The 20,757-nt window shown below is 28.7% G+C and carries 21 protein-coding genes; 1 reads left to right on the top strand and 20 read right to left on the bottom strand.

Going from position 1 to position 20,757, the window contains the following annotated elements; translation table 11 throughout:
• Positions 1-7 precede the first annotated feature (7 nt).
• Complete coding sequence (locus GPX08_RS15070; RefSeq protein WP_156627649.1) at positions 8-832, bottom strand: diaminopimelate epimerase; 825 nt, start codon at positions 830-832, stop codon at positions 8-10.
• A 94-nt stretch (positions 833-926) separates the two neighbouring features.
• Between GPX08_RS15070 and GPX08_RS15075 the strand changes: the two genes are divergently transcribed.
• Complete coding sequence (locus GPX08_RS15075; RefSeq protein WP_156627650.1) at positions 927-2,663, top strand: DUF814 domain-containing protein; 1,737 nt, start codon at positions 927-929, stop codon at positions 2,661-2,663.
• A 154-nt stretch (positions 2,664-2,817) separates the two neighbouring features.
• Here GPX08_RS15075 and GPX08_RS15080 read toward each other — a convergent pair whose 3' ends face one another.
• From GPX08_RS15080 to mraZ, 19 genes are all read right to left on the bottom strand, one after another.
• Positions 2,818-3,975 carry a methyltransferase gene (locus tag GPX08_RS15080; protein ID WP_156627651.1) on the bottom strand — a complete coding sequence of 386 codons (1,158 nt, stop codon included), beginning with the start codon at positions 3,973-3,975 and terminating at the stop codon, positions 2,818-2,820.
• A gap of 15 nt (positions 3,976-3,990) precedes the next feature.
• Entirely contained in the window at positions 3,991-4,524 is a 534-nt protein-coding gene (pyrR, locus tag GPX08_RS15085; protein ID WP_156627652.1) for a bifunctional pyr operon transcriptional regulator/uracil phosphoribosyltransferase PyrR, read from the bottom strand.
• Positions 4,525-4,535: 11 nt separating this feature from the next.
• Entirely contained in the window at positions 4,536-5,450 is a 915-nt protein-coding gene (locus GPX08_RS15090) for an RluA family pseudouridine synthase (RefSeq protein ID WP_156627653.1), read from the bottom strand.
• 333 nt (positions 5,451-5,783) lie between these two features.
• A complete protein-coding gene (locus GPX08_RS15095; protein WP_156627654.1) occupies positions 5,784-6,383 on the bottom strand; it encodes a DivIVA domain-containing protein in 600 nt (199 codons plus the stop codon).
• Positions 6,384-6,398: 15 nt separating this feature from the next.
• Positions 6,399-7,169: an RNA-binding protein gene (locus tag GPX08_RS15100; protein ID WP_156627655.1), complete on the bottom strand. Its 771-nt coding sequence runs from the start codon at positions 7,167-7,169 to the stop codon at positions 6,399-6,401.
• A gap of 29 nt (positions 7,170-7,198) precedes the next feature.
• Positions 7,199-7,648, bottom strand: coding sequence for a cell division protein SepF (gene sepF, locus GPX08_RS15105; protein WP_156627656.1), 450 nt, complete (start codon positions 7,646-7,648; stop codon positions 7,199-7,201).
• Positions 7,641-8,318 carry a YggS family pyridoxal phosphate-dependent enzyme gene (locus tag GPX08_RS15110; protein ID WP_156627657.1) on the bottom strand — a complete coding sequence of 226 codons (678 nt, stop codon included), beginning with the start codon at positions 8,316-8,318 and terminating at the stop codon, positions 7,641-7,643. The genes sepF and GPX08_RS15110 overlap by 8 nt, the downstream gene beginning before the upstream one ends.
• A gap of 100 nt (positions 8,319-8,418) precedes the next feature.
• Positions 8,419-9,156 carry a DUF881 domain-containing protein gene (locus GPX08_RS15115; protein ID WP_156627658.1) on the bottom strand — a complete coding sequence of 246 codons (738 nt, stop codon included), beginning with the start codon at positions 9,154-9,156 and terminating at the stop codon, positions 8,419-8,421.
• The gene (locus GPX08_RS15120; protein WP_156627659.1) at positions 9,157-9,507 is read right to left on the bottom strand and encodes a DUF1290 domain-containing protein; all 351 of its coding nucleotides are present in this window, start codon (positions 9,505-9,507) and stop codon (positions 9,157-9,159) included.
• A 13-nt stretch (positions 9,508-9,520) separates the two neighbouring features.
• Positions 9,521-10,237 carry a DUF881 domain-containing protein gene (locus GPX08_RS15125; protein WP_156627660.1) on the bottom strand — a complete coding sequence of 239 codons (717 nt, stop codon included), beginning with the start codon at positions 10,235-10,237 and terminating at the stop codon, positions 9,521-9,523.
• A gap of 14 nt (positions 10,238-10,251) precedes the next feature.
• Positions 10,252-11,004, bottom strand: coding sequence for an FtsQ-type POTRA domain-containing protein (locus GPX08_RS15130; RefSeq protein ID WP_156627661.1), 753 nt, complete (start codon positions 11,002-11,004; stop codon positions 10,252-10,254).
• 175 nt (positions 11,005-11,179) lie between these two features.
• On the bottom strand, positions 11,180-12,298 hold the full coding sequence (spoVE, locus tag GPX08_RS15135) for a stage V sporulation protein E (RefSeq protein WP_156627662.1): 1,119 nt from the start codon (positions 12,296-12,298) through the stop codon (positions 11,180-11,182).
• 21 nt (positions 12,299-12,319) lie between these two features.
• Positions 12,320-13,294: a phospho-N-acetylmuramoyl-pentapeptide-transferase gene (locus tag GPX08_RS15140; RefSeq protein WP_156627663.1), complete on the bottom strand. Its 975-nt coding sequence runs from the start codon at positions 13,292-13,294 to the stop codon at positions 12,320-12,322.
• A 35-nt stretch (positions 13,295-13,329) separates the two neighbouring features.
• Positions 13,330-14,691: a UDP-N-acetylmuramoyl-tripeptide--D-alanyl-D-alanine ligase gene (gene murF, locus GPX08_RS15145; RefSeq protein ID WP_156627664.1), complete on the bottom strand. Its 1,362-nt coding sequence runs from the start codon at positions 14,689-14,691 to the stop codon at positions 13,330-13,332.
• 11 nt (positions 14,692-14,702) lie between these two features.
• Positions 14,703-16,157, bottom strand: a complete 1,455-nt coding sequence (locus tag GPX08_RS15150; RefSeq protein ID WP_156627665.1) for a UDP-N-acetylmuramoyl-L-alanyl-D-glutamate--2,6-diaminopimelate ligase — start codon at positions 16,155-16,157, stop codon at positions 14,703-14,705.
• Positions 16,158-16,255: 98 nt separating this feature from the next.
• Positions 16,256-18,451, bottom strand: a complete 2,196-nt coding sequence (locus GPX08_RS15155) for a stage V sporulation protein D (RefSeq protein WP_156627666.1) — start codon at positions 18,449-18,451, stop codon at positions 16,256-16,258.
• Between the two features lie 85 nt (positions 18,452-18,536).
• Positions 18,537-18,974 (bottom strand): cell division protein FtsL, encoded by a 438-nt coding sequence (locus tag GPX08_RS15160; RefSeq protein ID WP_156627667.1) that lies wholly within the window; start codon positions 18,972-18,974, stop codon positions 18,537-18,539.
• 38 nt (positions 18,975-19,012) lie between these two features.
• Positions 19,013-19,945, bottom strand: coding sequence for a 16S rRNA (cytosine(1402)-N(4))-methyltransferase RsmH (rsmH, locus tag GPX08_RS15165; RefSeq protein WP_156627668.1), 933 nt, complete (start codon positions 19,943-19,945; stop codon positions 19,013-19,015).
• A gap of 11 nt (positions 19,946-19,956) precedes the next feature.
• The gene (gene mraZ, locus GPX08_RS15170; protein ID WP_156627680.1) at positions 19,957-20,385 is read right to left on the bottom strand and encodes a division/cell wall cluster transcriptional repressor MraZ; all 429 of its coding nucleotides are present in this window, start codon (positions 20,383-20,385) and stop codon (positions 19,957-19,959) included.
• Positions 20,386-20,757 lie beyond the last annotated feature (372 nt).

The following is a 20,757-nucleotide window of genomic DNA, read 5'->3' on the forward strand; positions in this document are numbered from 1 at the left end:
TCCCTCTTTAAATTAATACTATCCCACTACAAATAAATGTTGCTTCACCAGTCATAAAAACATAGCCATTTATTATTTCTACTATCAGATTTCCACCTAATGTAGTTATTTTAGCTTTAGATTCACATAGCCCAAGTCTATTTAAAGCTACTAAAGATGCACAACAGCCAGTTCCACAAGCAAGAGTAGCTCCAGCCCCTCTTTCCCACGTCTTTACTTCTATGCTTTCCTTATTATTTATTTTAACTAAATTGACATTAGTATTTTCTCTAAATAAACTAGACTTTTCTATTATTTTTCCATCGTCCATAGAATATTCATCATTATTATTAATTAATATTGTATGAGGTACTCCCATTAGTAAGGAAGTTAATTTATATTCTTTATCATTAATCTTTACAACTTCATTAATTAACTGCTCTTTATTATCTAACTTAACGTCTTCACCTTTAAAACTAGGTTTTCCCATATTAACTCTTACTAAATCAACTTTATCATCTTCATTTATAAATAACTCAGCAATCTTAACTCCATCACCAGTTTCAATGCTTATATTATCCTTTTTAATAATTCCTCGCTCATATAAATATTTAGCAAAACATCTAATAGCATTTCCACACATATTAGCTCTTGAACCATCACTATTTATAATTATCATCTTGGCATCAGCTATTTCAGAGTTTCTGATAATAACTAGACCATCTGCACCTATTCCAAATCTTCTATCGCAGACCTTTTTAGCTATTTCTAGTTCATCTTTTAGGTAATTTTCTTCTTTATCCATTATAAAAATAAAATCATTTCCTAAGCCTTGCATCTTTATAAAATTCATAAAACCCCTCCTATTAGCTTTATATGCCATTGAAAAATCTAATTACTAAATGTTATACTATCATTATGTTATTACCAAAGAAAGGATGATACTTATGGCATTAGATGGTATCTACTTATATAGTTTAGTATATGATTTTAAAAAATCAATATTAAATTCAAAAATAGATAAAATAAATCAACCAGAAAAAGATGAAATAATTTTAACATTAAGAAAGGGAAGAGAGAATATTAAGCTTCTAATCTCTGCATCTTCAAAATTCCCTAGAATTCATATTACTAATATAAGTAAACCAAACCCACTTCAAGCACCCATGTTTGCAATGGTAATGAGAAAATACTTAATTGGTGGTAAAATAACTGATATAGTTCAATTAAATGGTGATAGAATTATAGAAATTCATATAGAATCTACAGATGAGCTTGGATTTGATAGCAAATATGTCTTAGTTGTAGAAATTATGGGGAGACATAGTAATATAACCCTTGTAAGAGACAGAGATAAAAAGGTTATGGAATGTATTAAACACTTATCACTAGATAAAAATACTTACAGAGTATTATATCCAGGAGTGGAATATGTATATCCTCCAATATCAACTAAGTTAAATCCCTTTGATTTTTCTTATGAAAACTATAACTCATATATTTTAAACAATGATATTTCTATTAATGAAAATATTTTTTCTAATATTTTTACTGGTATAAGTAAATCATTATCTAAGAATCTATACAAAAAATTCTCTTATGATAATAATACCATAAATAAGGAATTTTTTTATAATTCCTTTAAAAATTTTATAGAAAATATTGAAAATATTTTTTCGTATAAAATTTATAAGGATGACAAATCAGTTAAGGATTTTCATTGTGTAAATTTATTTAATTTAGATAAAGAATACGAGGAAGTTGAATTTAATGATCCGAATACTCTACTTGATAAGTACTTTGCTGCTAAGGATAAGCAAGATAGACTTCAAAGTAGAAGTGTTGATATGCAAAGACTTATTACTACTAATATAGATAGATGCATTAATAAGGAAAAGAAGCTAAAGGATATTTTAAAAGAATGTTCAAAAAAAGATTCATATAAAATAAATGGTGATTTATTAACTTCATATATTTACATGATTAATAAAGGTCAAAAAAATATAGAAGTATTGAATTTCTATAATGAAGAAAAAGAAGAATATCTTAATATCAAATTAGATGAAAATAAAAGTCCTTCTGAAAATATACAATATTATTATAAAAAATATAATAAGTTAAAAAAATCAGAAGAATCTGCTATAGAGCAACTTGAAAAAAACAATGAAGAATTAGAGTATTTAAACTCAGTTTTAACTAACATATTAAACTGCGATAGTTATGATGAAATTGATGAGATAAAAAAAGAATTAGTTGAGACTGGATACTTAAGGTTTAAAGGAAATAATAAAAATAATAAAAAGACTAAGACTTCAAAACCTATTCATTTAAAATCCTCAGATGGTATCGATATATATATTGGTAAAAATAATATTCAAAACGATAACTTAACTTTAAAGTTTGCTAATAAAAATCACTACTGGCTTCATACTAAGAATATACCTGGTTCTCATGTTATTTTATGTAGTGATAACCCTTCTGATAGATCTTTAGAAGAGGCAGCAGTTTTAGCCGCATATTATAGCAAGGCTAAAAACTCTACTAAGGTACCAGTTGACTATACAAAGGTTAAGAATATTAAAAAGCCAAATGGTTCAAAACCTGGTATGGTTATTTATCATACAAACTATACTTTATATGTAGAGCCAAGTCTTTATGAAGATTTAAATCTAGAAATACAATAAAAGAATATATAACAATAAAGTTTCCAATAATATAATTTCCTCTTCACTGCAGCCTTCCAGTCGAATAATTTATATTATTTGGAAACTTTATCTCTTAATAACACTTGTATTTATACTTCTAACAAAATATTTTTAATATTAATTATTTATTCATCTAAATGTGGTTTATTAACATATCACCATTATTTTTTATTAGTTCATTATCAAAATATTGATAATAGTAACATTTTAATTTCCCATTATATAATTTTCTATTCTTACTTGATTTTATATCAAAAGGGCTTTCAAAGTTTTCATATGAAGTTAGGATATTAAAGTCCCAATTAGATAATCTCTTTTTATATCCACCAAATATCTTGTATAGCTCTTCTACTTCTTTCTTTTCTCCTAATCTTTCACCATAAGGAGGATTAGAAATTATAAATCCATATTTTTCAGAACTAGAAAACTCTTTAAAGTCTCTTTTATGGAATTCTATATAGTTTGAAACTCCTGCTTTTTCAGCATTTCTTCTAGCTACTTTAAGTATTCTTCCATCAATATCATATCCTAAGAGTTTAATATCTTTGTGCTTTATAGCCCTTTCTGCACCGTCTCTTACTTGTTCGAAGATTTCTTCATCCATACTAGGCCATGTTTCACAAGTAAAAGATCTACACATTCCTGGCGCAATATTTTGCATTATCATTGCAGCTTCTATTAAGATAGTTCCTGAACCGCAAAATGGATCTACTAAAGCAAAGTCTTCTTTCCATCTAGAAATTAGCACCATAGCTGCAGCTAAAGTTTCTTTTAATGGGGCAGCTCCAGCCTCTTCTCTATACCCTCTTTTATGAAGTCCTGGACCTGATGTATCTATAGTTAAAGTTACAACATCCTTAAGAATAGCTACTTCTATCTTATATAATGGTCCATCTTCAGAAAAATGTGAAACTCCGTAATCTGCACTCATACTGTCTACTATAGCCTTTTTTACTATAGATTGACAGTCTGGAACACTATGTAGAGTTGATTTTACTGACTTACCATTAACATGCATTATTCCATTTACAGGTATAAGCTCACTCCATTTTACATTTTTTGTTCCTTGAAATAATTCTTCAAAACTTCTTGCTTCAAATTCAGCCATTTTTATTAAAACTCTATCTGCTGTTCTTAAATGTATATTCGCTATTGCTATATCCATTTCATCACCAGAAAAATAGACTTTTCCATTTTCAGTCCTTAAATCTTCATAGCCTAAAGCCTTTAGTTCTTTTGCAGTAATTCCTTCAAGCCCAAAGGTAGTGGTTGCTATTAAATCATATTCCATATATATCTCCTTACATCATTCGTATATCTTTACTGAGTCATTATTATCTATTTCTTCAATTTCTACTGCTATTATCTCACTCTTTGAAGTAGGAATGTTTTTACCAACAAAGTCTGCTCTTATTGGTAATTCTTTATGTCCTCTATCAATCAATACAGCTAATTGAATTTGAGCTGGTCTTCCACTGTCAATTATTGCATCAATTGCAGCTCTTACAGTTCTACATGTATATAATACATCATCAACTAATATTATTTTCTTTCCTATTACCTCAACACCAAGATTTAAACTGTTAACTTCAGGTGAATCTTGTAGCTCAGTAATATCATCTCTATAAAGAGTAATATCTACATAACCAACTGGTATTTTTACTCCCTCAATACTTTCGATATTTTTAGCTATTCTCTTTGCAATAGGATAACCTCTTCTTTTTATACCTATTAATACAATATCTTCTATACCTTTGTTTTTTTCAATTATTTCGTGAGAAATTCTTATTAAACTTCTTTTAATAGCTTTTTCGTCTAATAGATTTGCCTTTAATTTCACTTATAACACCTCTACTTTCTTAATGATTCCAATAACTTTTCAAAATAATCAGGTAGTTCTGAGTCAAACTCCATATATTCTTTACTTCTTGGGTGAATAAATCCTAATGATTTAGCATGTAAAACCTGACCATTTAATTTAAACTTTTGCTTTTTAAGACCATATAAAGGATCTCCAACTAATGGGTGTCCAATAGATGCCATATGAACTCTAATTTGATGAGTTCTACCAGTTTCTAAGTTACATTTTACTAATGTAGTCCCATTATTATAAGACTCTAAAACCTTATAATGAGTAACAGCTCGTTTCCCATCTTCAATTATTGCCATCTTAAGTCTATCTTTTTTATTTCTACCTAATGGTTTATCAACTATACCTTCATCTTTAGAGAATTTTCCTTCTACTAAAGCATAATACTCTCTTTTTATACTGTGCTCTTTAAATTGTTCTGATAAAAAGTTATGAGCTTCATCATTCTTAGCAATAACCAAGATTCCAGAAGTATCTTTGTCTATCCTATGAACTATACCAGGTCTAATTACTCCGTTAATTCCTGATAGATCTTTACAATGATATAATAATCCATTAACTAAAGTACCAGTATAGTTTCCTGGTGCTGGATGTACCACCATCCCCTGTGGCTTATTTATTACTATTAAATCTTCATCTTCATATACTATATTTAAATCTATATCCTCAGGAATCACATTTAACTCAATTGGTTCTTTCATTAAAACTGTAACGTTATCATTTAATCTTAATTTATAATTGCTTTTTACATTTTTATTATTAACAAAAACATTTTTTTCATCTATTAGACCTTGAATAAAAGATCTAGATTTATCTTCTATTTTCTTAGATAAGTATTTATCTATTCTATCACCGATATTTTCTTCTTCAGTTATTATAAAATTTATATTATCCATATGTTAACTCCATTTATCCATGTTTCAATTAATTATTTATATTAATATTATTTTAAAATTGAAAGTCATAAAAATTATTTAAATTTATAATATTCATTAAAACTTATATAATTCTATGCACATTATAATATATTGCTAGTTTGCACTCAATAGATAGACTGAAAGATTTTATATTTTAGATAAAAAATATATTTAAATACAATACATAATTGAAACTAAAGAAAAAACTCCCTAAGGAGTTTTAAAATCAAACTATTATTAGTAATGCTAAATATATTACATCATAATTTCCCAACTTTTTTATTAACTGTACTGCCTATAAATCAGTTTTTCTTATTCTTCTGCATTAGCAAAAAAACTTTTTATTTCATCCATATCATCATTATATGATTCTTCAATTTCCTCAACATTTTTACTAGATAAATCTATACTTTTTTCTTCAATCATCTTTTCTAATGGCTCAGAAATACTATAGTTCTTAGTTAAATCTTTTTCAAGCTCATCAAAAGTTTCTGTTTGAGCATTCATAAAGTTTCTGAACTTAGCTCTAAACTTAATAAACTCTTGCTTAACCTTCTCATATTCGTCATTAATTAATATTACATCGTTATGTGCTTTATCTAATATCTTCTGAGCAGATTCATTAGCCTTAGAGAGAATAATTTCAGCTTCCTTTTGTGAAGTTTCTCTAGCTTGTTCTGCAGCATTTTGAGCTAATAGTAATGTGTTTTGAATAGTATTTTCAATTTTAACATAATGCTCAAGCTTTTCATTTACTCTAGATAAATTTTCTTTTAATCTTGAATTATCCTTATAAAGCTCTTCATAATTATCTATAATCTCATTTATAAATTCATCTACCTCTTCACTATCATAACCCCTAAATCCTTTTTTAAATTCTTTGTTACTTATGTCCATTGGAGTAAGCTTCATAAAATCACCTCTAATTTAAATATATTTTTTAATTCTCACCTTTTGCTTCCCACTTCTAGTTTCGCCTACAATATCCCCTACTAAATACTTTCCACTACCTCTAATAGTAAGCCTAGAGCCCTTTATAATCTCTTGACTCTTATCTTTAGCTTTAACATAATCTATTAGTACTTTACCTGAATCTAATTCCTCAATAGCTTTTGATCTAGATAAATTGCAAAGTTTTGCTACTATACTATCAATTCTTAATGAAGAAACATTTATTACCATCTCTTCAAAATCTACTTGTGGCATTTCATCTAAAGTATTTAATATAGTAACTTCAACTGGAGATTTTCCTATATAAGATAAATTACTTAAAATATAATTACTAATATCATTAATCACAGGTAAATAAGCAGTATTATCTTTTACTACTATATCACCTATTTTATTTCTTTCTATTCCTAATGATAAAATACCACCAAGAAAATCCTTATGCTTTAAATTAGAAAAATTAGATTTATTCATAACTTTAATTATGTCAATAGGAAAATCCATTCCATAATTATTATTAAATGAAATCATCCTTCTTTCAGCCTCTTGGAAAAGACCATTGCTTTCTACTAAAAAAATATTGCTATTTAAATTCTTTTCAAAATAACTCCATATATTCGGTGGATAAAAACCATTACTGAATACAGTAATATCTTTTTCATAGGCTAACTTATATTTTTCATAAATCTTAGTAGCATCTATAATATCTTCATCCGTAAAAACATTAAGGAGTTTTTCCTTAGATAGCATTAAAACAACTCCTTAAAAAATTAATATTCTTATTTATTAAAATTAAATAATGCTCTAGAGCTTAATTCATTTTTTAATTCATTAGTTACTTCTACATTTGATGGTGAAAGTAAGTACACTCTTTGTTCAATTTCTTGTAGTGTTGCCCCTAATACGAAGCAAGAACCACTTATAAAATCAACTAATCTTTGAGCTACTTTAGTTTCTAATGTAGTTGCATTAACTAAAACAATTTTTCTAGCCTTAATAGCATCTGCTATATCTCTTGCATCATCATAATTAACTGGCTTTGTAACCATAACTTTAGCTGTTGATGAGGTATGTATATTTACTACTTTATTAGCTTTTTGTCTAGTTCCAATAGTAACTACTTCCTCTTCTTCTTCCTCTTCTAATTCCTCATCATTTATATCATCATATTCCTCTTCGTACTCGCCAAGGCCAATTATTTCTTTTAATTTTCCAAACATATTACTCATTAAAATCTCCTCCTAAATAATTTCTTTTTCCAAATATTCCTTCCCCAACTCTAATTAAATTAGATCCTTCTTCAATAGCAATCTTATAGTCATGAGTCATTCCCATTGATAATATTTCCATAGATATATTTTTATACTTATTTTTACTAATTTCATCAAAAATAGCTTTCATTTTATTAAAATAATACCTATTTTCTTCATCATTACCTTTTGGTATAACTGTCATAAGACCTTTTACTTTACAATATTCGCATTTTTCTACTTCTTCTATCATTTTAGGAAGTTCTTCTTCTAATATGCCACCCTTGCTTTCTTCTTTTCCTATGTTTATTTGAATTAAGAGATTTGCATAAACTTTATCTTTAGAAAATTCCTTCTCAATTTTTTGAAGTAATTTTATGCTAGATAATGAGTGTATTAGGTGAACTTTTCCAACTATATATTTTACTTTATTAGTTTGCAAGTTACCTATAAAATGCCATCTAATATCTTTTGGAAGAACTTCTACTTTATGTATAAGTTCTTGAACTTTATTTTCTCCAAAATCTCTTTGGTTTGCTTTATAAGCTAGTTCAATATCTTCTATGGGCTTAGTCTTTGATACGGCTACTAAAGTTACATTATTTGGTATAGTTTTTGCTATTTCTGCTATATTTTCTCCTATATTCAAGACATTACCTCCTATCAAAGTATCTAGTTAGCAATTTACATAATGTATTAATTCTCCAAGAAGTCTTAAAATCCTTCAAAATATTAATATTTTTTTTAATTTATTTGATATCATATCTTTCCATGTACTGAGGTTCAACTATTTGTTTAGTTGCAGGAATTATTATTTCATCTTTTTCCTCTATTTCAACCTTAATTCCTCTTATTAGTAATGTTTGAATAAAGCTATTCTCTGATAATAAATGAGCCTTCATTTCCTCAGGATTACCTATTGCGTATACATAAAAAGGAGCTATAGTACTAGAATCATCTTCAAAACCTATAGAAACCCACCTACAACTTACTGCTGTTTTTGGTATTACTCTATGGTCATTTATTGATATAGATTGAGCTCCAGCATGTCTGAGTTCATTAATAGTTCTTGCAAAATCATCTTCATGAAATAATTTCATATTCACTTGAAAGCTTGTATCTAAGATTTTATCAATATCAGCATCTTGAATTTTAATAATTAATCCTGGCCCCTTTACATCAGATATACCACTTAGTCTTCCATAGTCAACAAGTTGACTTTTCATATTTTCAATTAACTTTTTCTTTTGTTCAGGATCAGTTCCCTTAAACTCATTTATCTTATATTCATACTCAATATTTTGACTTTGAATATCCTCAATTTCTTTATAAAGCTTATTTCTTTCTTCAACTGCCTTTTTATAGTCAACAGCATTTAATGAAGCAATATTTTTAGGAGTACTGTTTATATTAATAGTTTTAATAATTAAAAATCCAGTAAAAACAGATGCAATTAAAATGAAAACTTTTCCTTTTAAATTTTTCATTTATTCACCTCTTTTATGATTCTTTAATTTCTCAATTACTAACCTTCTTATTACAGCAAAGTTATCAAATATTCTGCCTCCAAATACTATTACAGCTGCTATATATACAGGAATCCCAAGTTTATCTCCTAAATATGCAAGACCTGCTGCTAATAAAGCATTACCAAAGAAGCCTGATATAAAAATATCTGCTTTAAAATTTTTAGATATTGAAGCTCTTACTGCTCCAAAAACTGAATCTAAACAAGCAAGTATTGCAACAGACATATAGGGAGATAACGTATCCGGTATGTTAATATCTAATAATAATCCTAATACTATTCCAAGTAATAGTCCTATAAGTGCTATCATTTCTAATCCTCCCTTAGTTTACTGGTTTTGTATACTCATTTTTTAATGATTGAGTAGTTTTATTAATAATGATTTCATCGCTTTCCTTTATTTCATGTTCATAATTTAGTAGTGACCCATAATCTAAAGTACCAACAAAGGTAGCTGCAGCATTTAACACTTTTGGATCACCAATGGCTTTAATAACTATTTTACTTTTAGGATCTACTTTACCTTCTGTCCCTACCCATATAGATGTCCCTGAGTTTTTAATACCACTCTGAGGAGTTACTCTAATATCATTAACTGATATTGCTTCGGCTTTTACAAATCTTAACGAATTAACTATATGAACTATTTCATCTTCACTCACTGGACTAAAGGAATCGCTATTTGTACCAAAAATATTAGACTTTGGAGTAAGAGTTATTGTTATACCAGGACCCTTAACGTCTAATAATCCTAAGTTCATTCTGGCATTGTCTAGTTGCTTTTTAATTTCAGCTTCAACTGCCCCTTCAGCAGCTGCAGTTTCTTCTAATTTTTTAAGTTCTTCAGATAAAGAGTTATTGGCATTAACTAAAGCTTCCTTTTCCTTCTTAAGAGATTCTATTTCAGATACAATATCTAAATTTTGATTAGGTATATTAACTTTATTCTTCTCGTTTAATAGTTTGAATTGATGAGCAAGTAAAAAACCTAATAATGCACATACAATTGCTACAAATATTTGTGATGTAACTTTCTTCATATAGCTATCTCCCTTCATTTACTAATATTAATTACTGGTGGTCCATCAAAACTCATATCTATGTACCCTTTAGCGATAGTTCCTTGATTAATTAAATTAAGTGCTAAGTTTATCTTATCCATAAGATTTTCTCTATCGCCAACTCTTATTTCAACATTTCCTATAAAACAAATAATATTATTAATATTATCTAAATTTATTTGAGTAAAATTTTGACCTTCTGGCATATTTTCAATAAGAATATAAAAGTCATCTAATACTTTAGGTAATTCTGTATTCTCCGATATTAAGTCACCCACTTTTTTGCTAGAAATATCTATATTGGATGAAATTTTCACTAGTTTTCTATCAGATATATCATTTGTATCTTCAACAATTATTCCATCATTATTAATTACTCTAAAAATTCCATTACTTTCAATGTAATATGCAACTTTACTTTCAGTAATATTAATATTAATCTTATTAATTCCTTTTTTGGTTATTTTGACATCCTTAATATAAGGATTTTCCTTTAACTTACTAATTATATCGTTATAATTTAAAGTAAAAATATTTTCTCCAATATTATATTTAAGTTTTTCTTGTAGACTATCATTACTTATTGTAACTAATCCACTTATTCCTATTTCCTTCAAATTAAATAAAGGTGCTTTATATACAAATATAATAATTCCAATTATGAAAACAAATAAACCTAATATAATCCTTTTTATTAACTTTTTCTTTTTTTTCTTCTTTACAAATTGATTTACCTTATTATTCATAACAAACCTACTTTTACATAATTTTTATCTAGTATAATAATATCACTTTTTGGGTATTTTTTCATTACTATTTTTACTAAATTTAAATTTTTTATAATAATTTAATATTTAAAGCTTATTTTTTCTTTTAAACAATTAAAAAGAGTGAAATTTTTTAAAACCTCACTCTTAAAACTTATATTTCTTTTCCTTGTGTCTGTCTCGATATGTTTAAAAGTATTCCCATAGCCAGCATATTAATTACCAAGGATGTACCACCATAACTTATAAAAGGCATTGGCACTCCTGTTACTGGCATTGATCCAGTAACAACTGCGATATTAATAATCGCTTGAACAGCTATTATTGAAGTTATTCCAATTGCTAAAAGAGTTCCATAAGTATCTTTAGCTTTTAAAGCAACTTTTATTCCTCTCCAAATAAAGAATACAAATATACTAACAATAATTAAACACCCTATCAATCCAAGTTCCTCACCTATTATTGAAAAAATAAAATCATTATGAGGTTCAGGCATATATAGAGTCTTTTGCCTAGATTGACCTAGTCCAAGGCCAGTTACTCCACCTGCTCCTAAAGCATAAAAAGACTGAATTAATTGATATCCATCTCCTGCTGGATCCTGCCATGGATTTAGAAAATTAAGCATTCTTGCTCTTCTATAATCTTCACCGAATATAAAGAACATTACTGCTATTAATAGCGCAGGAGCAACTTTCCCAAATAAGTCCTGTAATCTTCCCCCTGATACAAATAACATAATAAATGTTACTATCATTATTATAGCTGCAATACTTAAGTTTTTTTCTGCTAATATCATAGCTGCAAAAAATCCTGAAACACCTAAGTAAGGAACTATGCCGGTCCAAAACTTTTTAACACCATCTCCCTTAATGTCTAAACTCATTGCTAAAAACATTACCACAACATATTTAGTTAACTCTGATGGTTGAAAAGATAATGGTCCAAGTTGAATCCATCTTTTTGCACCGTTAACTGCTGGGAAAAAGAATACTGCAATTAACAAAGGAACTGTAACAATTAGTAAATATGGTGTGAATTTTCTAAGTTTATGATAATCAAACCTAGAAATCAATCCCATTCCTAATAACCCAGTAACAGCCCAAATTAATTGCTTTTTCAAGTAAACCATGCTATCGCCTTCCTTAAACATAGCATAGTAAGAACTAGCTGAGTATATCATTATTACTCCAATAGCTAGTAAAAGTACAACAGCATAGAATATACCATAATCAAATTCATTAGCCTTAACCCTTGGCTTTGCTGTTCTCATAAAAACTCCTCCAATCAACGATTAAAGGGCTATAAATCCTATAAAGCATAATAAAACAGTAATTATAGAAAATACAGTTACTATTTTAGTTTCGCTCCATCCTTCTTGCTCAAAATGATGGTGAATTGGCGCCATCTTAAATAATCTTTTACCTCTTAATTTATATGATGAAACTTGTAATATAACAGATATAGTTTCAAACACATAGATTCCACCAACTATAAATAATATAATTGGTAATTCTAATATTAATGCAATAGTGGCAATAGCTCCACCTATGGCAAGGGATCCAGTATCTCCCATAAACACTTTAGCTGGGTAAGCATTGAATTTAAGGAATCCTAGAAGTCCTCCTGCTAAAACGAAAGAAAATACTGATAATGATTCATGTCCCATTGTAAATGAAACTACACCAAAGAAAGTTAATACTAGAATACTAACTGTTGATGCTAATCCATCAAGTCCATCAGTTAGGTTTACTGCATTAGTCGCACCTGCATAGTAAACTATAACGAAAGGTATATAAAGTATTCCAAGCGGAATTTTAGTTCCTATAAAAGGTATCACTAAACTTGTACCCAACTTTACACTTCCATAAACTGCAATTGCAGTAGAAAAAATAATTAATAATAACATTTTTTGCCAAGCTTTTAAGCCTTCATTTTGTTTCTTGATGATTTTTAAGAAATCATCTAAAAATCCAATAAACCCAAAAGCAAGTAATGAGTAAAGCGCAATCATTGCTTCATCTGTAGGATTATATCTCATTACCACCATTACTATTAAAGTTGATATAATAAATATTAAACCACCAATAGTTGGCGTTCCTGCCTTTTTAAGATGGCTTTGAGGCCCTTCTTTTCTTATATTTTGCCCAAATTTAAGTTTTTGTAGCATTGGAATTATGATAGGACCTAGTATAATCGAAATTATAAAAGATACAACAAGACCAATTGCTATTTTTGATGTTAATATTTCTACTAATTTATCCCCCATTTTTACTGCCTAAAATCGGCAGTTCACCTCCTTTGTTATATGTCTGCCTCTTCTAATGAATTTACTACTTCTTCAAACTTCATACCTCTTGAAGCCTTAACTAAAATTACATCATTTTCTTTAATTATAGTTTTTATATTATCGATAAATTCTTCTTTTTCTTCAAATGTAACTATACTGTCTAAAGAATATCCACTTTTAAAACATTCTTTATAGCTTCCTATAGCTATTAATAAATCAACCTTATCTTTAGCATAGCTTCCAACTTCAGTGTGTGCATTTACAGCCTCATCACCTAGTTCGTTCATAGTTCCAAGTATAGCAACTTTTCTTCCTTTTTTATAAGTAGTAAGTACATCCATAGAAGATTTCATTGAATCAGGACTTGCATTATAACAATCGTTAATTATTGTTATCTTATCTTTTTTTATAACTTCTAATCTCATAGAAGTAGCTTCTAAATTATTTATACCTTTCTTCATTTCATCAAAAGACACATTTAACTTTTTAGCTACTGCTATAGCAAGCATTGAATTTAAAATATTATGTTTTCCTGCCATAGGTATATTAAAGATTATTTCCTGATCATTCTCTTTTATAGAAAAGGTAGTATTGTCCTCCATTAGTATAATATTAAAAGCATAAACATCATATTCATGATTATAGCCAATTCTTAAAATTTCAAAACATTTATCATTAATTCTTAATAAGTTTTTATCTTCTCCATTAATTATTAATGTATTACTTTCGTCAAAGTAATTAAATATCTCAGATTTAGCTTTTAAAATATTATCTTGAGTCTTTAAGTTTTCAATATGAGATAATCCTATGTTTGTTATAACTGCTATATCTGGCCTTGCACAATTAGCAAGTACATCTATTTCTCCTAAATCACTCATTCCCATTTCTAGAACAGCCACATCATAAGTACTATCTAATTCTAATATCATAAGTGGTAAACCTATTTGATTATTAAAATTACCTTTTGTCTTAAAAACCTTATATTTTTCACTTAAGAAAGCTGCAATTAAATCCTTGGTTGATGTCTTACCGCAAGATCCAGTTACACCAATAACTTTTAATCCTAATTTTTTTCTATAAAAACTAGCTAAATCTAATAGTGCTTTTTCAGTATTATCAACTAAAATTACTGTTTCTAACTCTTTAGAATTTTCAATATCAAATAATATCTCACTTACTATTGCAATAGAAGCACCTTTTTTGAAAGCATCTATTACAAATTCATTACCATTAAATCTTTCTCCCTTAATAGCAATATAAATATTATCTTTTTGAATTTTTCTTGTATCTATACAAACATCGTTAAAAATTTCTCTTCCATTAACGATAACTCTACCATTAATTGCTTCAACTATTTCTTTAAAAGATAATTCCACCTTATACACCTCTAATTTTTTCTTTTATCTGCTAAAATTTCATCAACAACTTCTCTTTCATCAAAGTGTATTACACCCTCATTAGTTATTTGATAATTTTCATGTCCTTTTCCTGCTAAAACTACAACATCGCCTTCTTCAGCCATATTTAATGCTAACTTTATAGCTTCTGATCTGTTTTCAATAGCTAAATAATTTGACTTTGTTATTCCTGCAATTATTTCTTTTATAATTGCCATTGGGTCCTCTTCTCTTGGATTATCTGAAGTTATTATTGCTAAATCAGCAAGTTCTGTTCCAATGCGTCCAAGTTCAGCTCTCTTTACTTTATCTCTATCTCCACCACAGCCATAAACTGCAATTAGTCTATTCTTTGTAAATCCTTTTAGTGTTTCTAAAATATTTTTAAGTCCATCTGGTGTATGTGCAAAATCAATTATAATATCATATGGCACATCATATTTGTATCCAATTCTTTCACATCTACCAGGAACTACAACATCTAATAATCCCTTTTTAATAGATTCAGTACTTACACCTAAAATATTCACTGCAGCTATTGCTCCTAAAGCATTATATACATTATATTCACCTGGTAATACTGAATTATAGCTTTCTCCATTAATATCAAAATGGATATCACCTTCTTTTAAAGCTACATTTCTTGCTTTAAAATCACTTTCCTCTCTAATTGAGTAAGTTCTTATCATTCTATTATCTAAGTTCTCAACATCTTTTAAAACTCTATATCCATAATCATCATCTACATTAATTACGCTAGCCTTACTTCTTTCAAAAAGTTTAAACTTAGCATTATAATAATTTTCAAAAGACTTATGGAAGTCTAAATGATCTCTAGTCAAGTTAGTAAATATACCCACTTCAAATTCACAGCCATATACTCTATCTAATTGTAATGAGTGAGATGACACTTCCATTACGCAATATTCACAGCCCTCATCTGCCATATCTTTAAATAACTTTTGTAATTCTAAAGATTCTGGTGTAGTTCTTTCTGATTTAATTTTCCTATCTCCAATATAATTTGCTATTGTTCCTACAAGTCCAACTTTTTTACCTTCTTTTTCAAGCATTGATTTTAATAAATAAACTGTAGTTGTTTTTCCATTTGTACCAGTAACTCCAATTAGCTTTAATTTCTTAGTTGGATGGTCATAGTAATTAGCAGACATTGTAGCTAAAGCTTTTCTGCCTTCTTGTACTAATAAAACTGTTACTTCTTTATCTGTCACAGTTATTTCTTTTTCACATAGAATTACTTTTGCTCCATTTTCTATAGCACTATTCACAAAATTATGTCCATCTACTTCAAAACCTGTAAGACATACAAAAAGATCTCCGTCTTTTATCTTTCTACTATCATATTGAATATGATTTATTTCCTTATCAATACTTCCATTTTTAAGTTCATAATTTACCCCTTGTAATAAATCTACTAACTTCATTTAATCATCTCCTTAATTATTTAAATGAACTCCCTGTCTTTTGAATATAAATTTAGCATGTGAGTGTCCCACATGCTAATGTTAAGGGATATTCTATCTTAATCTCCATATTCTTCCTGTAATACTATTTTTACATTTGTCCCCTTTGTTATGACTTCACCTTTAGGTATGCTTTGCTTAGCTACCGCCCCTTGCCCTTCATAAGTATAAGATATACCTAAACTATCTAGAAGTTTAGTTGCTGAATCTAAAGAATAACCTCCTAAATCAGGCATAACAACATTTTTATTATAAGACTCTGAGTCCCCAATGTCTATATTTATCTTAGAATTTTCTTTTACTGTATATCCTGGATAAGGTTTAACATCTGTTATTATAGACCCATTTCCAGTAATATTATACTCTAAATTATGCTCTTTTAATATTTTTTTAGCATCATTTACATCTAATCCTCTTATTTCAGGAATAACTACTTCTTTTACTATACTCTCTATATCATCTTTGGGCATATCTTCGCTCATATAATTAAAGATATCAGTAAATAATATATTAGCTAAAGGAGCCACTATTTGTCCCGCATAATAAGTCCCTGTTCCAGGCTCATCTATTGAAATAAATACAGTTGCTTTAGGATTATCTACTGGTGCGAATCCAGCTAAAGACGAAATATACTTACCAGACTCATACCCGCCCCCTCTTGGGTTAACCTTTTGAGCTGTACCAGTTTTAGCTCCAACATGATATCCTTCTACATATGCTTTACTTGATCCACCATAAGAAACTGTTCTCTCTAAATAATCCCTAAGAATAGCTGTTTTTTCTTCACTTAATACATCAGTTACCTTTGGTTCAAATGATTTTTCTACTACAGATTTCCCATCAGAATCATTATAAGTTATATCTTTCATAATATGTGGTTGAATTAAATTCCCACCATTAATAATGCTATTATAAGCTGTCATATATTGAACGGCATTTACAGTATTAGTTTGACCAAAAGAAATAGTTGCAAGGTCAGCTTCATTTATATTTTCAGTTTTCTTAATTATCCCTTTTGCTTCTCCAGGTAAATCAACTCCACTTACTTGCCCAAATCCTAATTTCTTAATATATTCATTTAACCCTTCTTTTCCTATTCTCTTTCCTATTTCCATAAAGCCTACGTTACATGAGTTTTGGAGTATTTCAGGTAATGTTAGAGTCCCATGACCTGATGTCTTCCAGCACTTAATTGTATGTGGTCCTACTTTCAAACTACCATTACAATGGAAAGTATCTGACTCATTAACTAAGTTTTCTTCTAAATTACCAATCATAGTCACTACCTTGAATATTGATCCTGGTTCAAATGTATCATTAACTAAGTGATTTCTCCACATCTTTTGAACCTTCTCAGCTAAATTAGCACCTTCATAATTTTCTACTCCTTCATAAGGATAGTTAGGATCAAAATCTGGCTTATTAACCATAGCTAGTATTTCTCCATTATTAGGATCCATAATAATTATAGATACTTGCTTGGCTAAATTGTCTTTATAACCTTTTTCTGCTACTTTTTCTGCAAAAGCTTGCAGATTAGCATCTATAGTCAGTACTACATCTTTTCCATCTACTGGTGGTGTAAACTTAGAAATTGTATATGGTAGCTCATCATTATATTTACTAAGTTCAGATATTCTAAGTCCAGGTGTTCCTGATAAATATTCATTATATTCAAGTTCAACTCCAGTTAAACCTTGCCCATCTATGTTAGTACTTCCTAAAACATGAGCTAAAAAATTTCCATTTGGATAATATCTTTTGGTGTCTGGAGATACTATAACACCAGGTATGTTTAAATTCTTAACCTTGTCTGCAGGCTCTTTTTCTATTCTTCTTAATAAAGTAGCTGCTCCTGCATCAGCTCCACTTGGAAGTTTGGTATTAAGCTTATCTAATATCTTCTTTTCATCCATTTCCAAAGCTTCTGCAACCTTTTTTGCTATCTCTTCATTTGTGGTATTTTCTTTTCTTAAATGCGCTCTTATAGAATTTAAATCAAAATCTATTCTATAAACATTAGCTGAAATAGCTAGTTCTATACCATTTCTATCTAATATCCTTCCTCTTCTCGCATCTATCTTAACTTCACTTGTCCATTGTTCTTCAGCCTTAGCTGAATACTCTTCACGTTTAACTATCATTATGTAAGACAGTCTAATCATTAAAAGAGCAAATATACATAATAATGCGGTAAGCGCTAATGACATTCTTTTTTTCATTAGCGCTTTATCCCTATAACTTTTCTTATTCACATCAATGCCTCCATGTATTAAATTAAAAACATGTAAAGTATATATATACTTTTTATCCGGCAAGTGTATTATTCTCTAAAATATGTTACTCTCTAATATTCGCAAAATAGTCAGTTGTAATATCTACTGTAATTGTATCATCCTTAGTAGGCATCTTCATTCCAGATTCACTGGCAATAGTTCTAACTTTATCGATTGCCTCATAATTATATAACTCTGCTTTTAATGCATTACCTTCTTCTATTGCAAGATTAATTTCACTTCTAACTTTAGATAGGTCTTTTTGTAACCCATAGACCTTTCCATTTCTAGCAATGGTTAATACTCCAAAAATTAATGCAACTAAAGCTACATGTAATATATTTTTTACAACTTGCTTTTTAGCGTTCTTTTCTCTTCTAAGTCTTTCTCGTCTTTCTCTTTCTTGTTTTTCCTTCTGAATTCTTCTATCAATTTCGTCATATTTTCTTTTAGGATTTAAAGCTGTATTTCCTCTAATATAATCATATTCCTTATTAACCATTTTATTACTTCCCCCGTATTATTTTCACATAATTTCTTCTAGAGCTTCTCAATAACTCTTAATTTTGCACTTCTACTTCTTGGGTTTTCTAAAACTTCTTCTTCAGAAGGTTCAATTGCTTTTCTAGAAATTAACTTTACTTTTGCTTTTCCCCCGCAAACACATATAGGAAATTCTTTTGGACACGTACAAGACGTTGCCAACTCTTTAAATTTAAGCTTTACTATTCTATCTTCTAAAGAATGGAAGGTAATTATAGCCATCCTACCACCTTTATTCAGTCTATTGACCCCATCTTCAATAGCTTTATTTAAAATAGATAATTCACTGTTAACTTCAATTCTAATTGCTTGGAAAGTTCTCTTAGCTGGATGAGGTCCCTCTCTTCTAGCCTTTGCTGGTATAGCAGCCTTTATAATTTCAACAAGCTCTAATGTAGTCTTAATAGGCTCCTTTTCTCTTCTTTCGACTATAAATTTTGCTATCCTTTTTGCAAACTTTTCTTCGCCATAATCTTTTATAATCCTAAATATCTCTTCTTCTGAGTAATCATTTACTACTTCATATGCAGATAAATCATTTTCTCTGTTCATTCTCATATCTAGTGGTGCATCTTGCATATAACTAAAGCCTCTGTCACCTGTATCTAATTGATATGATGAAACTCCAAGATCCATAAGCATTCCATCTATCTTTTCTATATTTAAATCACTTAAAACTCTATCAATATTATAGAAATTACTATGAACATACTTTACATTATTAAAATCTTGTAACCTTAAACTCGCTGCTTTTAATGCATCTTGATCTTGATCTATTCCAATTAATATTCCTTCACTAGATAAATTCTTCAGTATTTCTAGAGAATGTCCCCCTCCTCCTAAAGTGCCATCTACGTATATTCCATTTTCTTTTATATTTAATCCCTCAATACACTCATTTAATAAAACTGATACATGTTTGAATTCCATAATAATTCTCCTTATATTCCTAAATCACTCATTTTTTCTGCAATGGAGTCAAAATCCATATCTGCCTCATTATATTCTTTCCATTTTTCTTTACTCCAAATTTCAACCCTAGTTAGTACACCTATACTTACTATTTCCTTTTCTATACATGCATATTCCTTTAAGTTTTGAGGAATTAAGCCTCTACCTTGCTTGTCTACTTCAACTTCACAAGCACCAGAAAAAAAGAATCTTACAAATGCTCTGGCATCTTTATTGGTTAGTGGTAATGATTTCAGCTTTGCTTCTAAAGCCTTCCATTCTTCCATAGGGTACGCATAAAGACATCCATCTAAGCCCTTAGTAATAACGAATCTATTTCCTAATCCGTCTCTAAGCTTTGCAGGAACTATCATTCTGTTTTTAGCATCTAATGCATGTTGATATTCTCCTATAAACATCTTTACCCCTACCTTTAATAATTCTCCTCCACTTTTAACCACTTTCAACCACTCTATACTCTTATTTTAGTATTTTTATCATAATACTTCAAGAATTATTTATAATTAATTTCCTTTTTTCTATAAAAGTTAAATTTTTGAAGCAATAATATATAAAAACAAAGCTTCTAATAATATATTGTCATCTCTAGACACTATTTTTTAAGTCCATTAGCCTTATATTAATAGAAGCTATTATATTTTATAATTACTTCCTATACATTACTAAATAAAAAAACTAGACAAAGTCTAGTTTTTAAAAAAGTATCTCTATAAACTACTTAATATGTTAAAGTGGTTATCCCACAAAGGATATTTTTTAGCTAAAATTAA

Origin of the sequence: Clostridium tertium (assembly GCF_902652255.1) — a bacterium.
GTDB classification, from domain to species: domain Bacteria; phylum Bacillota; class Clostridia; order Clostridiales; family Clostridiaceae; genus Clostridium; species Clostridium tertium_A.

Bases quoted from the DNA above. Each gene is read 5' to 3' on its own strand.
- GPX08_RS15070 (WP_156627649.1), bottom strand. From the start codon at position 832: ATGAATTTTATAAAGATGCAAGGCTTAGGAAATGATTTTATTTTTATA.
- GPX08_RS15075 (WP_156627650.1), top strand. From the start codon at position 927: ATGGCATTAGATGGTATCTACTTATATAGTTTAGTATATGATTTTAAA.
- GPX08_RS15080 (WP_156627651.1), bottom strand. From the start codon at position 3,975: ATGGAATATGATTTAATAGCAACCACTACCTTTGGGCTTGAAGGAATT.
- GPX08_RS15090 (WP_156627653.1), bottom strand. From the start codon at position 5,450: ATGGATAATATAAATTTTATAATAACTGAAGAAGAAAATATCGGTGAT.
- GPX08_RS15095 (WP_156627654.1), bottom strand. From the start codon at position 6,383: ATGAAGCTTACTCCAATGGACATAAGTAACAAAGAATTTAAAAAAGGA.
- GPX08_RS15100 (WP_156627655.1), bottom strand. From the start codon at position 7,169: ATGCTATCTAAGGAAAAACTCCTTAATGTTTTTACGGATGAAGATATT.
- sepF (WP_156627656.1), bottom strand. From the start codon at position 7,648: ATGAGTAATATGTTTGGAAAATTAAAAGAAATAATTGGCCTTGGCGAG.
- GPX08_RS15115 (WP_156627658.1), bottom strand. From the start codon at position 9,156: ATGAAAAATTTAAAAGGAAAAGTTTTCATTTTAATTGCATCTGTTTTT.
- GPX08_RS15120 (WP_156627659.1), bottom strand. From the start codon at position 9,507: ATGATAGCACTTATAGGACTATTACTTGGAATAGTATTAGGATTATTA.
- GPX08_RS15125 (WP_156627660.1), bottom strand. From the start codon at position 10,237: ATGAAGAAAGTTACATCACAAATATTTGTAGCAATTGTATGTGCATTA.
- GPX08_RS15130 (WP_156627661.1), bottom strand. From the start codon at position 11,004: ATGAATAATAAGGTAAATCAATTTGTAAAGAAGAAAAAAAAGAAAAAG.
- spoVE (WP_156627662.1), bottom strand. From the start codon at position 12,298: ATGAGAACAGCAAAGCCAAGGGTTAAGGCTAATGAATTTGATTATGGT.
- GPX08_RS15140 (WP_156627663.1), bottom strand. From the start codon at position 13,294: ATGGGGGATAAATTAGTAGAAATATTAACATCAAAAATAGCAATTGGT.
- GPX08_RS15150 (WP_156627665.1), bottom strand. From the start codon at position 16,157: ATGAAGTTAGTAGATTTATTACAAGGGGTAAATTATGAACTTAAAAAT.
- GPX08_RS15160 (WP_156627667.1), bottom strand. From the start codon at position 18,974: ATGGTTAATAAGGAATATGATTATATTAGAGGAAATACAGCTTTAAAT.
- rsmH (WP_156627668.1), bottom strand. From the start codon at position 19,945: ATGGAATTCAAACATGTATCAGTTTTATTAAATGAGTGTATTGAGGGA.
- mraZ (WP_156627680.1), bottom strand. From the start codon at position 20,385: ATGTTTATAGGAGAATATCAACATGCATTAGATGCTAAAAACAGAATG.